The organism is Antarcticibacterium sp. 1MA-6-2 (assembly GCF_021535135.1).
In the GTDB taxonomy this organism is placed as follows: Bacteria; Bacteroidota; Bacteroidia; order Flavobacteriales; family Flavobacteriaceae; genus Gillisia.
In genome coordinates this window covers 3,124,425-3,139,096 of record NZ_CP091036.1, presented here as the reverse complement: position 1 = coordinate 3,139,096, position 14,672 = coordinate 3,124,425, and the positions used below count along the sequence as shown (strand labels likewise).

Below are 14,672 nucleotides of genomic sequence, written 5' to 3'. Positions count from 1 at the left end.
ATTAAAAGTCAATACCCATTCCAAACATTACCGTTCTTGCCTGTGGATACAATCCAAGGTCTATACCTGATGCCCAACTTACGTCATGTCCAAACCGTACTTCGGGATCCATACCATCATAACCTGTAAACGTATGTAAGTTATTTACAGACACATATAAATTAAGATTTTTTATAGCCACTGATTCAAACATGGTCCCAAAATCGTAACCTACAGTTAAATTATTAATTCTCAAATAGTCGGCATCGTGCATGAAAATATCAGAAATAAATTGTGTATTTCTATTGGAGGTATAGCTCAGCCTTGGAAGCGTATTTGAAGTACCCTCACCATGCCAACGATCAAATATACCTGTAGTATAATTTTGTGTAAATTGATCAGAGAATGAACGATAAGACTGCATTACCTGCATTCCAAATTTTCCTGAAAGCGTTGTATTGGCATAAATTCCTTTATACTCTAAATGTAATTGAATACCTGCTTCAAAATCTGGATTAGGATTTCCCAGAAATACTTTATCTGCCTCATCAATTAGTCCATCTTGATTTTGATCTACAAAACGTACATCACCGGGACGTTGATCATTAAAATATGGCGTACCATCGGGTGTTACATAAGCATCAACTTCCTCCTGATTTTGTAAAATTCCATCGGCTTTGTAACCATAGAAAACACCTATTGGTTGACCTACCTGTACTCTTGAAATAGCAGCAGTTCCCTGGGATAAAACATGGCTCGGTCCCTGAATAATACCATCTGAATTGGCTATTCTGGTTACCTCATTCTTGTTATGTGTTCCGGTTAATGTGACACCATAATTAAAATCTCCAAAACTGTCGTTCCAGTTTACTACAAGTTCAATACCGTATTTTGAATATCACCTCCATTAATAAATGGTGCAGCTGCACCTGAAGTTCCTAAGATAGGTGCTTCTAATAACCAATCCCTGGTTGTTTTTTTATACCAATCCAAAGTCACACCAAGTTTTGATTCAAACATACGAGCATCTAAACCTATGTTTAACTGTTCTGAAGTTTCCCAGGTAACATCTGGATTTGTAACCCTTTCAGGATAAGCTGTTACTCCGGAAACTAGGTTTTGTATCACCAAAGAAATAGCCGGGGAATACATAAGCGATCTGTGAGGAGTAAATGAAATTAGGAATGGACTGATTACCATTTTGTCCCCAACTCGCTCTAATCTTCAAATTATCCAGAACATCTGACGTATTAGACAGGAATTCTTCTTCTGTCAATACCCATCCAGCAGATACAGAAGGGAAAATTCCCCATCTATTGCCTTCTGCGAAATTGGAAGAACCATCTGCACGCACTGTAGCATTTAAAAGATACTTCTCTTTGTAGTTGTACTGGGCTCTTGCCATATACGACATTAAACCACCACCACTAAGCAGCCCAATCAGCACCCCAGGTATTGATATCATTAATACTTTCCGGGCTCTGGGTGTTATTTAGGTAAGCATATCGTGGATTTCCCGGAAATAATAGATTATTTCTTGAACCACCCACTTCATTATTGATTTGATTTTGAAGCAATTCGGTACCAACAAGGGCATTAATTTCATGATCCCCTACTTCAAAGTCATATGACAAAGTATTTGTCCAGGTCCAGTCATTTCCGAAGTTTTGACTTTGTTGCGCGCCATCTACATCATCTCTATAAAGTACACCTAAGCCATATGTAGGGTTCATAGATCTACTATGCCCAAACCAGGCATTGGTACCATAAGAAGATCGGAATTTTAGAGCTCTTATTGGCTCAATTTCTACAAACACATTCCCGATAATATTATTTCCTTTACCATAATTGTAGTTATGGCGGTAATACATTACAGCTAATGGATTAGTTTGACTTAGTACTTAACCCATCTAAAGTAGGTGTAAAACCAAACTCATTGATATTGTTATCAATTGCTTAGCTGCCAGTATGCAGGCTGTAACGGGTTTTGGACTAATGCATTATGCAGGTCATTCCAATAAATATTCCCGGTTGCCACACTTCTATTTTCTATGTTTGTATAAGTAAAGTTTTCCCCAATAGTAATAATGGCATGTTCGTCATTTCTTTTTAGAACCATTTCTGTATTTAATCTGGCTGTAAATCTTTTAAATCCGGCATCTGTAATATGCCCACCTATAATACCCTCCTGGTCTAAATAAGAAGCTCCCATTGAATAAATAATATCTTCACCACCACTAAGTAATGTTAATAGAATGACTTCTCATGGGTGCATCCTCTTGTGTCATTTCATTGATCCAGTTGGTCCCTTCCCAACCGTTTTGAAGATTTGTCCAGATCTCTTCACCTAATTGTGTTCCTAATCCAGGGTAATTCTGCTCTAACCAACTATTGTTCGAAAGCATAGCTTGCCAGTTATTTGGCGCCAATCCATCATTTACACGGCCTTCATCCATAATGTACATATATTCCTGTGCATTTAATGGATCTAAATTTTTGTAGATATTTTGAATTCCATAGTAGGTGTCGTAACTAATTTGAGCAGGTCTATTTTGACGACCTTTAACTGTTGTTACCAAAACAACTCCATTTGCTGCTCGTGAACCATAGATGGCCGCAGAGGCAGCATCTTTTAAAACGTTTATGGATTCAATATCCGAAGGGTTCAAATAATCTATATTTCCTACGGCTACACCATCAACAATGTATAAAGGGTTAGAATTTCCTATGGTTCCCAAACCTCGAATTGTAATTCTTGTACCTGCGCCTGGGGCTCCACTATTTCTTGTAACGCTTACACCTGCAACAACGCCCTGAAGTGCTTCCATAGCCGTTCCAGGATTAAGTGCCGCAATATCTTCCCCTGCCACATTACTTGTCGCGCCTGTAACTAAAGCACTCTTTTGAGTTCCATAACCTACGACTACAACTTCATCCAGAGATGCAGCATCTGGCGTTAAAGTAATTTCAATTTGGTTGGCATCTCCTACAACTACTTCCTGGGGCTCATACCCTAAAAAAGAGATAACCAGAACATCACCGCGAGCAGCCTCAATGGTAAAATTCCCGTCAAAATCTGTTAGGGTTCCCGTTGATGTACCCTGAATGAGAATATTAGCTCCAGGCAGGGGAAGACCATTCTCGTCCACCACCGTTCCAGTAATTGCCTCTGTTTGCGCTAAGGCAATGCTCGTAACCATTAAGCATAACATCACTAAATAATTCTTAATTTTCATTGATTGTTCAATTTAATTTGTTCGTGCATAAAATTTAAGTTCTCTTTTTCTAAAAGAGCCCTATAGTAATAATCGATAACGTTTTCGAATTAGGAGATAATTCAAGAAAATTATAAATTAGGGTATAGGCCGTCTTCAGCAATTGTTAAAATTGTGTTACGAATATATAAAAAAATGAAAAGAGGGTAATGAAAAGGACTTTACGCAGAAAATATTTTCCAGGCAAAGGTACTCCATCTCCAGCGCCCGTAATTCCTCACATTAGTGTGAATTGAACACAAATATTATGACCTTATAAAAAATAGTAGTTCTAATTAAAATAAAAATAAGAGGAAGAAAAAAGCTTTTAAGGATCAGAATTTATCAATTTAAAGTCGGAAACGGCGGAGTTATTTGAGAGAGATAAATCTCAAAATCTACCCTCGCCCTGTAGAAAATTTCTTATTCAACCTGGCCTCCAGCTCCTTCTTTTCCTTACTTATCAAAAGCCTCTAATTAATGCCTTCATTTGATGATATTATTACTCCTTAATCCTGATTATACAAAAAGGTCCTGCCGTTGCACCGCAGAACCTTTAGTGAAATTTAAATTCCTCAGGATTATCTTTTTATCGTTATTAGCCGCTGTACAGAGTTGAGCAGGTGATCCACAGAAAACTTTCCGCTACCAAGGATCAACAAAGGCAGATAAAGGAATAAGTAAAGTAGTCCTAATTCCTGATTTGCGAAAGGATCATTAAGATGAAAAACAAACACCGCTATGACCATCGTGATTATTAGGGGAATTGCCGCCCAACGTGTTGCCAGTCCTATTAAAATGAGGATAGAGCAAATCACCTCTGCAAAAACCGCCAGCATAAGAGAAATATCCTGACTCAATCCCATAACTGCCGGAAATTGGATTTCTCCTTCTTTAAAAAGCATTTGGAGCTTAGGAATACCATGGGTGAGCATAAGGACTCCTGCTCCAATTCTTAATATTAAAAGAGATATGTCTACCTGAAATGTTTTAAAACCTGTATTTATAATCTTGTTCATATTATTATTTAATCAATTTTTACTGAAGCGATCGCTATTGATCAATTTTACAGTACTGTCGTTAAAAAAACCTGTCTCTTAAACACATAGATCCAGTAGTGTATAGCTGATGTATTGGGGGTATGAATTGCCCCGGCGGCGTAATAGTTCTGGGGAAAAGTCTCTTTAGCTATTATGTTCCTTTGAGGATTTTTCATTATCAGCCAATTTATAGTTCTGAATCATTCATATTAGAACCGAAACCAACACTCCACTCCGGAATCATTTTTTCCCACCTGTTAGGTTTACCTGATATAATATATTGAGAGATTTTTTATAATTAAATTTTTAATCCGCGGTGCCACAAGAATTAGGGCTGGAGCTGGTAAGTAATAAAGAGGAAGCGGTAGGGCGATCTTAAGATCAAAGAAATTAAGATCATCGACTTCCTCTCTATATAGAGGGTTTATTGTTTTTTGAACTCTCCGTCAACGTCAATTACTACTTTGTCACTTAACACAGCTTCAGGGAAATCAGGCCCCAGGTTGTAATCAGATCCTTTTACCTCACCAGAGATTGCAAATCCTGAAATTATTTCACCATTTTGTGGATTCTTCACTGTTCCGCGGTACCAAACGTCAAGAGTGACGGTTTAGTAAACCCGTTGAAAGTAAGCTCACCTTTTACTCTATATTTTCCCTCACCAGCTTTTTCTGAAGAAGTGCTTTTAAAGATCATTTTTTGGTTTTTTTCAGCATCAAAAAAATCCGGACTTTTAAGGTGATCATCCCTCATTTCAATTCCTGTATCTATTGAAGGAACTTCTATGGTCATCTGGTATTGCGCATCGCTAAAATCGTCTTTTGTAGTTGTGATGCTACCATCAAATTTGTTGAATTTTCCTTCAACTTCAGAAATGCCAAGGTGGGTGATTCCAAAGGATACCTGCGTATGGGCCGGATCGACCTTCCAAGTAGTTTGGGCCAACGTTGTGCTGCTTATAAAAGCGATTGTTATTAATAAAAGTACTTGTTTCATAATATTCATTTTAAAAATTATTTATTAGTAATCAGGTTTTTAATATGCTGCGGTAAACCGCTGTTTTATATGTACTGCATTCTCAGCCTCGTCAAATAGCACCACAGCAGTATCCTGTACAGAAAGATCACTTCTCCCCTTCCCTTCAAACATCAAGTTGATCAAATCCTTTTCTCCAGGAATTCTTTTTCACCTGCGGTTTCCCGGGAGCCATTTCAATTGCCGGACTAAAAAAAGTTCAGTCGAGATTCTTTTCCTTATGATCTCCAGATAATCGCTGGCCGCGGTCGCACCGGGCCTGATTTGTTCAGGAAATTCCGGAGGATCAGTTGTGTTAAATATTGCCAGTAAAGCTTTAGGAAGGTCTACTGCCGAATTTCGTATCCAGCACCTGAAAAAATCTCCTTTACCCTGTCTCCCGCCTCAGGATAATCTCCAAACATTAAGAATTCCTTCTCCTGTGAATCTACCTGAAGCAGTACCACTTTTGAATGAGGCAGCACCTGCTTTAAATTTGAATTTTCGAGTTTTTTTGTGTTCTGGTAGGTGGCAAGTACAATTTTCTGCGTGGCTACTTCTCTTATTCCTTCGAGAAAATCAGAAGAAACTTTTTCAGGTTGAGAAATCACAATAATATCGGCTTCCCAACACCCATCGCGTTCACAGCTGGTAAATTCTACTTCAGCCACAGTTTTAGTTTGCTCCAGCCTTGACTTCAACTTAGATTTTTGGAATTCATCTTCAGAAACAAAAAGCAATCTTAGATCCTGCTTCATTAAAACTTCCATTAAGTCCGGAAAAATGTTCGTTGTATCCCCTAAAATTGTTATTGTTTTCTTCATCACCTGCCCCTTTAAAATTGCAGCCTGGTGAAAAGTGGTATAACTTTTCACCGCTGCTTTATTTATTATGATTGCTTTACAAACTGCACCTCTGCGTTTAGTCTCACCTGGTCACTTACAACCACGCTTCCCGCCTCGGTAACGGCATCCCAGGTTAACCCAAATTCTTTTCTGCTAATCTTTCCGCTTAGAGTAAGACCCGCTTTTGTTTGTCCGTAGGGATCTACTACCACTCCTCCAAATTCGCCATCGAGAGTGACAGGTTTTGTAATATTTTTAATCGTTAATTCACCTTGAAGCTTATCACTGCTAACATCAAATTTATCTGCACGAAAAACAATGTCTGCATGCTCATCGGCTGCAAAGAAATCACCTGATCTTAAATGTTCATCACGTTGTTCATTGTTGGTATCAATAGATTTAACATCAGCTATAAATTTTACGTCTGTCACATTTTTAAAATCCTCCTCTTCGCTCTCCGCCTGCCCTTCAAATACTTTAAATTTACCTGTGACAGTTGAGATCATTAGATGCTTAACTTTAAAAGTAACTTCACTGTGTGTTGGATCAATATTCCATTTTGTAGTTGCCATAATTTTAATTTTATTAGTTATTAATAATTGTTACTCTGCAAATTTACTAAGCATAGGACACGGTGGCCAATGACCTATGATAAGAAATGGATGTGATCTATGTCACGTTTTATCCTACAGCGTGTAATAGTGAAAGGACTAGGGATTATAAATTGACCTCCGGACACCGCTCGAGTGACTAATCTGAAAGGTTGAATTACTACCCCGCTTTTTCTGGAGAATATTAATACTGTGATTATACTATGTGTATTACGATATTTAGAAATTGCTGAAGGTTTCCCGTAGAAAAAACTGGGTCACCGCAAGAATCTTATAAGCGGATTATTCTGCCAATGCTTTAAAAGGATTTCGACACTTCAAAAATGGCCATTGCCATTGGCATCTCATTAACCTATAGTTATTTTCAAATATTTCTTAATTCTATTATTTTTTTTAATCCTGTCACATAGATTAAAAAGGAATAAATTCTTCGGTTATAAATTCCACCAGTATGTTACTTTGACCAGTAAGGCCCTATTCTGCACATTAAGGGAGTTGGGCAAATAATTATCTGTATACACAATAAAAATATCAGAAGCAGGCTGGAATCGCCACTGGAAACGGGCGTTAATATTAAGATTATCTATTTGTTCATTGTACTGCGCAAAGGCGGTGAAGAAAATTTTATTTGTTACGGTAACGTCGAGTCTTGGCCCCAACAGCCATAGGTTAGTATTTCCCCACGGTTGAGGAAGCCGGAGGTCATTATAAGTACCATTAATAGAAATTCCTACATAAGGCTGAAACCTATATCCCATTTCCCCACTAATGTTTGTCATAGAACCATCGGCATAATACCCTCCAAATCGTGAAGAAATGGCATATGTGAAGAGGCTTTGGGGTTTGGAATAATATCTTGCCCCTACACCAGGCCACTAAGTGTTCACTCCCGGGCAATAAATTATAGCCACTAAAGTTAGTAGGATCAAAAGGTTGCTGTAATTGTACATAATCATACCCTCCCCATAGTGTAAATAAGCTTTGGCTTCGAAATCGAATATTATACTCCAGCAAGCTTAAGCTTTCGGTATACTCCATTTGCTTATTAAAGAATACCATCGTACTCACGACCGGGCCGTGATTAAGAATGGTTTTACTTTTAGGAAAGAACAAATATCCAATGCTGGGATTGATCTTATAATACCCCGACCGTGGAACATACCCTACTTCAGCAGTAAAATTTTCTGCCACATATTCGTGTCTCCAATTCCAGGAGAGGTTCCCGCTTGTATATTTCAAATTTGCAGCGTGAACGAAATTTTTATCAGAATTATTAGGACTAAAACTTTTTAACACCATTGCTTTGCCTGTCCACTTATTATCGGGTGAGGCAAGATTGTATTCAAAGCCCAGGTTCCTGTTGAACTGAGAATAAACTAAGCACACCTAATGAAAGATCAGGAGTATAATCCAGGGATTCCTTATTTACAAAAATTGCGCTGATGTTTGATCGGGAAAAAACTCTCCTCTGCAAACCAACTACGGTAAAATTTTGAGCGGGAAGACCAATTTCTTTCACCTGCCCCGTTTGCATATTCATGGCACTTAGCCTCCAATCTCTATTTATTTTTCCACTTAGCCGGGCTCCAAAATCGATTGGCGCTAAAAGGCCAATGCGACGGGAAAAGAAAGGCCGTATATTTTCATAGCCAAAATTTGCAAAAATATCTCCATTCTCCAGGAAAAATTGCCTTCTCTCAGGAAAAAATAACTCAAACCTGTCCAGATTGGTTACCTGTAGGTCTACTTCCACCTGAGAAAAATCAGGATTCACGGTAAGATCAAGATTTAAGGAAGATCCCAGGGCAATTTTTGCATCAAGCCCTACTTCATGACGATTCCCCGCTGCATCTCCCACATTGTAATTTTTAGTAGTTCCTGCAAGAGCATAGGGGATTAAAGATATGTTCGTACTAGCTGCGGGAGGGAGCTGGTCCCACACAAGGTTCCCAGTATACGCCAGGGAAGCTGAGGGAAATTGACGTGGTACGGGAGCCCAGCTGGATTTTTCAGTTGTTTTTAAGTCATTCCTACTAAAATTTATTCCCCACTCCCTTATTCCTTTTTTATACCGTATACTTTTAAATGGTATAGCTGCTTCGAATGTCCACCTGTCCTCATAATTTTTTACAGAAGATAACCATTTGTTATCCCAACTTAAATCTACCGATCCACCGTTGTACATAATACCGTCCCATTGTGCTCCAGCCGCATTGGATCCAAAAGAAAAACCATTTGTTTGATCATCAAATGGGTCCATAAACAAAAGAAAATTATCATTTTTAGTGAAGGAAAAATCTCTTCTTAATGATTCCACCATATAAGGTCCCGGAGCACCATGATAGTTATTTACGAAAATATAAATATTCTTTTCGTCATAGGTCATCCTTACATCGGTTAAAACTTCTGCAAAACTGGTGTCTATAGGGAGAATCATAAAAAAATGGTCAGCAACCTCCGCATCCTGCCAGGATTGTTCGTCCATTATTCCATCAATTTCTATATCTGAAGTAGCCTTTTTAATTTCCAGCTTGTAAGCATTATTAAACTTTTGGGCTAAAAGAGATGATGGAACTCCAAAAACAAGAAATACCATTAGGACCTGAAAAAATTTTACCATTTTTAATAAATTATCTTTCTTTTTTAGGATAAAAGTTTACGACTAATATAGAATAAACTTATCTAAGACAAAAAGTAAAATCTTTTACTTCAGCCTGATTATTTATAATTTAAAGTTTTCAATAACAGGTGTGGTGTTGAAGGCCTTTTTATTAAATGCTTCTGTTTGTTGATAATGCCACTCTTTCTATACGGGCACTTAGTGACAGTAAATTCAGAAATTAGAAGACTTAAGAAATTTTAAAAATCAATTGTTATTAGGTGGGGAAAAATTATAACACAGGAATAGAAAATTTGTAAATCATAAATTTTACTTATAAAAAGGCAAAAAGGTAGATTTTTCAACTATTTTTATTTCATGATTAATAGTATATTCGTGAAATGTAAATTTTTCAAAATAGAACTGTAAATTTTTAAAAAATTAACTCACACATAAACCTTTAATCTTATGAAATCATTCTTTTTCCTTCTCATAACATGCCTGTCTACTTCTTTTCTTTCTGAAGGATATGCTCAAGCTGAACATCAATCAGGTTCGTTTTCTGATATCGACTTTATCGAAGGACGCTGGAAAGCCACCGCCGGGGATAACACAGTTTACGCTACCTGGTCTGCACCCGAAGGGAATACAAGAGTAGGTTATGTTCGTGTTATCAAAGAAGGGAAAGTTACACTATATGAATTTTTCGCCTTTGAACAAACGGAAGAAGGATTAATCGCACTTGTTAAGCATTTTAGACCAGGTCTTATTGGGTTGGAAGAAAAGGATAAATCTGATCGATATCAATTCCTGGAGGCCCGGGATAATGGAGCTTATTTTAAAAAAGACGGGGAAGACGTTCGGGTACTATATGAAAAACGAGGTGATGATCAATTCGCTATTGCCATTGGTAAACCACAGGGAAGCAAATGGGTATATAAAGACTTCTGGGTTTTCAATAAAGAGTAAGGCATAAATTTTAATTAGAATATAACTGTTGTTGTTTTGTTTACATTTTTTATTGGAAGTTAGGACTCCCTATTCTTGAAGTTTAACCCATTCCCTACAATGGGTTAATTTCTTGATAGCTCATGAAAAAGAGCTAATGTTAAGATTATCGCGGATAATTTATCTCTAATACAGCAGGTTCTTCCTAAGCTGTCTTTAAAAATTTCCAGAAACAAACCGCCAGCAGATACAAAATCAAAAACCCTGAAAATCAAAGATTAACAGGGTTTTAATTTTTTATAATTTAAAAGTAGCCTCGCCAAGAATCGAACTTGGATCTACAGTTTAGGAAACTACTATTCTATCCATTGAACTACGAGGCCAAAAAGGTTCACAAAAATAAAAATGTTTTAAGAATTTACAGCCTTAATCCATACAAAGTTTTAATGTCAAGAAAAAGGTTAGGAAAAACCTTTCACTTTCTCGATTCTTTCTTAGTGTTTTTATATTTGCAGGAAACCTTTAAAAATGAAATTTAAAATTCCTTTCCTTTTTTTATTGCTATTTACCTTTAGCATTAATGCTATAGCCCAGATAGATGAAGAAAAAACAGGTGCCTGGTATATGTATTTTTGGAATACCACATTCAAAGAAAGCAACTTCGGACTACAGGGAGATGTTCAGTATCGCAACTGGAACCTGGGAGGTGATCTCGAACAACTACTTTTAAGGGGCGGACTCACATATACTCCTGAAAGTACAAATGTAAAATTTACCCTCGGGTATGGCCATATAACTTCGGGTGTTTATGGGGACAGTAACGAAACCAGCAGTGAAAGCCGGGTATATCAGGAAGCCCTATTACCTCAAAAGTTGGGAAATAGATTCTACCTTACCCATAGGTTTAGATATGAGCAGCGTTGGGTGGAGGGACAGGATTTCCGCACGCGGTATCGCTATAATCTTTTTCTGAATTTACCGCTCAATAAGCCCGACCTAAGCCGGAATTCTATTTACCTCGCTTTATACAATGAGTTGTTCATCAACGGGGAAAGAAGTATTGGAAATGGAAGAAAGGTAGAGTTCTTTGACAGAAACAGATTTTATTCGGCATTGGGTTATTCCCTTCGGGATGATCTTAGGTTGCAGGCAGGATATATGACACAAACAACTAATACTACAGCCAAAGGACAGATACAGTTAAGTTTACACCACACCTGGTAAATTTATTTCCTGATTGTCTATATTTGAAATAGACACACATCAAATGAAGAAAATAATCTTTTCTATTTTAATTTCCGGTATGAGTATATACAATGGCTTAGCCCAAAATTCCTCTATTAGCGGGGACGCTTTTTGCACACACCTACTCTATAGTAGCAAGGGATTCTATTACCGGAGAAATGGCCGTAGGTGTTCAAAGCCACTGGTTTTCTGTTGGTTCTTTGGTATCCTGGGGAAAAAGTGGCGTGGGAGTAGTGGCCACTCAATCTTTTGTTAATCCTGCATATGGTCCAAAGGGGCTGGAATTAATGGAGAAAGGAAAATCGGCTACCGCGGCACTTAAACAATTAATTGCTGAAGATGAAGGGAGAGCTTACAGGCAGGTAGCTTTTCTTGACACCCGGGGAAATACCTCAGCTTATACCGGAGAAAATTGTGTAGAATCTGCAATGCACCATTCAGCAGAAAATTTTTCGGTACAGGCAAATATGATGCTCAACGACGATGTCATTCCTGCCATGAAAAAAGCTTATAAAGAAAATGTTGAACTCCCCCTGGCTGAAAGAGTAGTAAAAACTTTACAGGCTGCCGAAGCTGCGGGAGGTGATATTCGAGGCCGCCAGAGTGCTGCACTTATTGTAGTAGGTCCTGAAAAAGTGCAGAATTCCTGGGAGGATAAAAAAATAGATCTTCGGGTAGATGATCACGCGGAACCACTTAAGGAACTGGAACGCCTGCTAAAAGTAGCAAGGGCGTACGAATTTATGAACAAAGGTGACCTGGCCATGGAAGAAGAAAATGTGGATGAGGCACTAAAGCAATATTCCAAAGCTGAAGAGCTATTTCCTGAAAATCTCGAGATGAGATATTGGAAAGCTATTGCTCTCGCAAATAATAGTCGAATAGAGGAGGCCCTGCCTATTTTCAGAAAGATTTTTAAGGAAAATGATAATTGGAGAGAAATGACCACCCGTCTTCCTGCTTCAGGATTGTTAAATATTTCCGAAGAAGACCTAAATCGAATTGTAAATTGAGCCCGGTATTTTTCTAATTCTTACTTTTATAGATTCATTAGCTAATTAAAATTCTGATTATCATGAAATTACGAAATATAGGCTTTGCAATTCTTTCAATAAGCATCCTATCCCTTACTTCCTGTAAGAATGAAGAAAAGACTGAAGCTGCTCCTGTACAAACCCAGGAGCTAAGCAAGTAATACCGAGGGAACAACAGCTGCGTTAAATCCTGCTCACGGACAACCGGGGCATAGATGCGATATTCCGGTAGGTACTCCTCTTGACCAGCCAGCATCTTCAAATACGATTCAACAGCAACAGCAACCTGCCTCTTCTAACGTTTCTCCTGTAAGAGTCAATGGCTCCACTGCAACACCAACAAAAAATCCACCTCACGGGCAGCCAGGTCATAGCTGTGCTATTCCCGTAGGAGCAGATCTTCCGCAGAGCTAATTCTAATAAAAAGATATAATGCAAAAAATCCTCCTTTGCGGGAGGATTTTTGTTTATAAAGTATAGGGAGACTAATCTAATCCTCCTCTACGAGTAGCATCTCTTGGCTCCGGCCAGGTCATTTGTTCACTAGTTCTTGAATTCTTAGGTAATTTTATCTGTTCCCTGGAAGTCCTTTCCTGATCTTCACTGGCCTGATAAGTAAGTATTGCAGTAAGAATTGCGTTATTCCTAACATCATCCCACACGATCTTATCATAAGTGTCCAGATTTGTATGCCAGGTATAATTCCAGTAAGACCAGCTTAAGGAGCTTAAACTAAATGCTGGAGCACCTGCTGCTACGAAAGAAGCATAGTCTGATCCTCCACGACCCGGAGTTCCCGGAAAGTTAGTTTCTATTTCACTCTTGATTTCCTCAGGAACAGCTTCCAGCCAACGTCCTAAATAATCGTACGCATGTAAAAATCCGCCACCGGAAAGATTCACAACCCTTCCTGTTCCATTGTCCTGATTAAACAAAGCCTGTAAATTTTTAACAATTTCAGGATTATCTTTTACAAAGGCACGGGAACCGTTTAACCCCTGCTCTTCACTGCCCCAGTGACTAAGCAATAATTGTCCTTTTTGGGTTTGGATACATTTTCTTTAGGATTCGCATGGCTTCCATCATCACTAATGTTCCTGTCCCATTATCTGTTGCAACTGTAGCTCCATCCCAGGAGTCAAAATGAGCTGATAAAATAATATACTCATTCGGCAACTCTGTACCGGGAATTGTTGCAATAGTATTAAATGTAGGTACTGCTCCTAATTCTTTAGATTCAGCCGTTACTCTTAATTTTGGTTTGTTACCTGATTCGGCCAAACGATAAACCATTCCGTAGTCTTCAAGAGAAAGATCTATCGTAGGTATTTTTTTTGTGGAGGCTGAAAAGACTTTATTCGCTCCAAAACCTTGCGACCAGTACAGGGTAATAATTCCTGCTGCTCCTGCTTTTTCTAAAACTTCAGGAAGTTCGCGACTGCTATAACCTAGTTTTATTAAGTTTTTCTCTCCATTCATTTTGTTGCTCTTCCCTATCGGTCTTCATCTTTTCAAAAGATTTTTTTGTAGCAAATTCTTCCCAATTATAGTCGGGTCGACTTAGTTGCCTGTGGCATGGAGATCATAACAAGCTTCCCTTTTACCTGTGATAATTTCTTCGCAAAATCTACTGAATCTGCAGCTACGGGAAGTAACACTACTTCAGCTTCAATAGGCTTTTTTCCAGTAGAAGGACTCCAGGCAAGTTGCATTCCTGAAAGAGTTCGCACCCGGGGTTCAATAAGGTCTATATGAGTAATCCCACGCTGCCATCCACGCCATTCTCCCCATTGCTGATTTTCGGCTGAAATGCCCCAGTCTTCGTAAGTTTTTACTGCCCAGTCATGAGCCTGTTTGGCTTCAGGTGTACCTACAAGGCGTGGCCCGATAACATCGAGTAATTGATGCCCAAGTGTTTCCAGCTGGGAATTTTCGTTTGCTTCCTTAATGATATTCTGCACCACCTGGTCCTGTTCCTGTGCAAACAGAACAGTGGTAGACAAAAATAAGAATGTAAACAGTGCCTTAAAATTTCTTTTCATGTGTTCGTTTTAATATTGGATTATATGTTTTCCAAATATAAACACTCCTAAGCAATAAAAG

General features: G+C 38.4%; 17 protein-coding genes, 1 tRNA gene and 1 pseudogene. 3 read left to right on the top strand and 16 right to left on the bottom strand.

Annotated features, from left to right (window positions below):
- Position 1 precedes the first annotated feature (1 nt).
- From LZ575_RS16045 to LZ575_RS15985, 14 genes are all read right to left on the bottom strand, one after another.
- Entirely contained in the window at positions 2-412 is a 411-nt protein-coding gene (locus LZ575_RS16045) for a TonB-dependent receptor (RefSeq protein ID WP_235325592.1), read from the bottom strand.
- A gap of 437 nt (positions 413-849) precedes the next feature.
- Positions 850-1,107: a TonB-dependent receptor domain-containing protein gene (locus LZ575_RS22715; protein WP_255702637.1), complete on the bottom strand. Its 258-nt coding sequence runs from the start codon at positions 1,105-1,107 to the stop codon at positions 850-852.
- Entirely contained in the window at positions 1,067-1,444 is a 378-nt protein-coding gene (locus LZ575_RS22710) for a TonB-dependent receptor (RefSeq protein WP_255702636.1), read from the bottom strand. Before LZ575_RS22710 ends, LZ575_RS22715 begins: the two co-directional genes overlap by 41 nt.
- Positions 1,407-1,850 (bottom strand): hypothetical protein, encoded by a 444-nt coding sequence (locus tag LZ575_RS16035; RefSeq protein WP_235325590.1) that lies wholly within the window; start codon positions 1,848-1,850, stop codon positions 1,407-1,409. The genes LZ575_RS22710 and LZ575_RS16035 overlap by 38 nt, the downstream gene beginning before the upstream one ends.
- 77 nt (positions 1,851-1,927) lie before the next feature.
- Positions 1,928-2,191: a hypothetical protein gene (locus LZ575_RS16030; protein ID WP_235325588.1), complete on the bottom strand. Its 264-nt coding sequence runs from the start codon at positions 2,189-2,191 to the stop codon at positions 1,928-1,930.
- 25 nt (positions 2,192-2,216) lie between these two features.
- Positions 2,217-3,215 (bottom strand): carboxypeptidase-like regulatory domain-containing protein, encoded by a 999-nt coding sequence (locus LZ575_RS16025; RefSeq protein WP_235325586.1) that lies wholly within the window; start codon positions 3,213-3,215, stop codon positions 2,217-2,219.
- Between the two features lie 599 nt (positions 3,216-3,814).
- Positions 3,815-4,252: a DoxX family protein gene (locus LZ575_RS16020; RefSeq protein ID WP_235325584.1), complete on the bottom strand. Its 438-nt coding sequence runs from the start codon at positions 4,250-4,252 to the stop codon at positions 3,815-3,817.
- 445 nt (positions 4,253-4,697) lie between these two features.
- Entirely contained in the window at positions 4,698-4,850 is a 153-nt protein-coding gene (locus tag LZ575_RS16015; RefSeq protein ID WP_235325582.1) for a hypothetical protein, read from the bottom strand.
- Entirely contained in the window at positions 4,847-5,269 is a 423-nt protein-coding gene (locus tag LZ575_RS16010) for a YceI family protein (protein ID WP_235325580.1), read from the bottom strand. Before LZ575_RS16010 ends, LZ575_RS16015 begins: the two co-directional genes overlap by 4 nt.
- A gap of 365 nt (positions 5,270-5,634) precedes the next feature.
- Positions 5,635-6,162 carry a hypothetical protein gene (locus LZ575_RS16005; RefSeq protein ID WP_235325578.1) on the bottom strand — a complete coding sequence of 176 codons (528 nt, stop codon included), beginning with the start codon at positions 6,160-6,162 and terminating at the stop codon, positions 5,635-5,637.
- A 14-nt stretch (positions 6,163-6,176) separates the two neighbouring features.
- Complete coding sequence (locus tag LZ575_RS16000) at positions 6,177-6,704, bottom strand: YceI family protein (RefSeq protein WP_235325576.1); 528 nt, start codon at positions 6,702-6,704, stop codon at positions 6,177-6,179.
- 473 nt (positions 6,705-7,177) lie between these two features.
- Positions 7,178-7,522 (bottom strand): hypothetical protein, encoded by a 345-nt coding sequence (locus LZ575_RS15995; protein ID WP_235325575.1) that lies wholly within the window; start codon positions 7,520-7,522, stop codon positions 7,178-7,180.
- Positions 7,509-8,129, bottom strand: a complete 621-nt coding sequence (locus LZ575_RS15990) for a hypothetical protein (protein WP_235325573.1) — start codon at positions 8,127-8,129, stop codon at positions 7,509-7,511. The genes LZ575_RS15995 and LZ575_RS15990 overlap by 14 nt, the downstream gene beginning before the upstream one ends.
- Positions 8,086-9,363 (bottom strand): carbohydrate binding family 9 domain-containing protein, encoded by a 1,278-nt coding sequence (locus LZ575_RS15985; RefSeq protein ID WP_235325571.1) that lies wholly within the window; start codon positions 9,361-9,363, stop codon positions 8,086-8,088. Before LZ575_RS15985 ends, LZ575_RS15990 begins: the two co-directional genes overlap by 44 nt.
- Positions 9,364-9,810: 447 nt before the next feature.
- On the opposite strand from LZ575_RS15985, the gene LZ575_RS15980 reads away from it, so the two are divergent.
- Positions 9,811-10,311 carry a DUF6265 family protein gene (locus tag LZ575_RS15980; protein WP_235325569.1) on the top strand — a complete coding sequence of 167 codons (501 nt, stop codon included), beginning with the start codon at positions 9,811-9,813 and terminating at the stop codon, positions 10,309-10,311.
- 290 nt (positions 10,312-10,601) lie between these two features.
- On the opposite strand, the gene LZ575_RS15975 is transcribed toward LZ575_RS15980, so the two are convergent.
- A tRNA-Arg gene (locus tag LZ575_RS15975) sits at positions 10,602-10,673 on the bottom strand.
- A gap of 145 nt (positions 10,674-10,818) precedes the next feature.
- On the opposite strand from LZ575_RS15975, the gene LZ575_RS15970 reads away from it, so the two are divergent.
- Both LZ575_RS15970 and LZ575_RS15965 read left to right on the top strand, forming a co-directional pair.
- Positions 10,819-11,514 (top strand): DUF2490 domain-containing protein, encoded by a 696-nt coding sequence (locus LZ575_RS15970; protein ID WP_235325567.1) that lies wholly within the window; start codon positions 10,819-10,821, stop codon positions 11,512-11,514.
- Between the two features lie 179 nt (positions 11,515-11,693).
- Positions 11,694-12,548 (top strand): DUF1028 domain-containing protein, encoded by an 855-nt coding sequence (locus tag LZ575_RS15965; RefSeq protein ID WP_235325565.1) that lies wholly within the window; start codon positions 11,694-11,696, stop codon positions 12,546-12,548.
- Positions 12,549-13,054: 506 nt separating this feature from the next.
- Here LZ575_RS15965 and LZ575_RS15960 read toward each other — a convergent pair.
- Positions 13,055-14,611: pseudogene (locus tag LZ575_RS15960) on the bottom strand (M20/M25/M40 family metallo-hydrolase).
- Between the last annotated feature and the right edge of the window lie 61 nt (positions 14,612-14,672).

Excerpts from the sequence above, each read along its gene's own strand:
- LZ575_RS16045 (WP_235325592.1), bottom strand. The coding sequence starts at position 412 with ATGCAGGTAATGCAGTCTTATCGTTCATTCTCTGATCAATTTACACAA.
- LZ575_RS22710 (WP_255702636.1), bottom strand. The coding sequence starts at position 1,444 with ATGATATCAATACCTGGGGTGCTGATTGGGCTGCTTAGTGGTGGTGGT.
- LZ575_RS16035 (WP_235325590.1), bottom strand. The coding sequence starts at position 1,850 with ATGTATTACCGCCATAACTACAATTATGGTAAAGGAAATAATATTATC.
- LZ575_RS16030 (WP_235325588.1), bottom strand. The coding sequence starts at position 2,191 with ATGGGAGCTTCTTATTTAGACCAGGAGGGTATTATAGGTGGGCATATT.
- LZ575_RS16025 (WP_235325586.1), bottom strand. The coding sequence starts at position 3,215 with ATGAAAATTAAGAATTATTTAGTGATGTTATGCTTAATGGTTACGAGC.
- LZ575_RS16020 (WP_235325584.1), bottom strand. The coding sequence starts at position 4,252 with ATGAACAAGATTATAAATACAGGTTTTAAAACATTTCAGGTAGACATA.
- LZ575_RS16010 (WP_235325580.1), bottom strand. The coding sequence starts at position 5,269 with ATGAAACAAGTACTTTTATTAATAACAATCGCTTTTATAAGCAGCACA.
- LZ575_RS16000 (WP_235325576.1), bottom strand. The coding sequence starts at position 6,704 with ATGGCAACTACAAAATGGAATATTGATCCAACACACAGTGAAGTTACT.
- LZ575_RS15995 (WP_235325575.1), bottom strand. The coding sequence starts at position 7,522 with ATGACAAACATTAGTGGGGAAATGGGATATAGGTTTCAGCCTTATGTA.
- LZ575_RS15985 (WP_235325571.1), bottom strand. The coding sequence starts at position 9,363 with ATGGTAAAATTTTTTCAGGTCCTAATGGTATTTCTTGTTTTTGGAGTT.
- LZ575_RS15980 (WP_235325569.1), top strand. The coding sequence starts at position 9,811 with ATGAAATCATTCTTTTTCCTTCTCATAACATGCCTGTCTACTTCTTTT.
- LZ575_RS15970 (WP_235325567.1), top strand. The coding sequence starts at position 10,819 with ATGAAATTTAAAATTCCTTTCCTTTTTTTATTGCTATTTACCTTTAGC.
- LZ575_RS15965 (WP_235325565.1), top strand. The coding sequence starts at position 11,694 with ATGGCCGTAGGTGTTCAAAGCCACTGGTTTTCTGTTGGTTCTTTGGTA.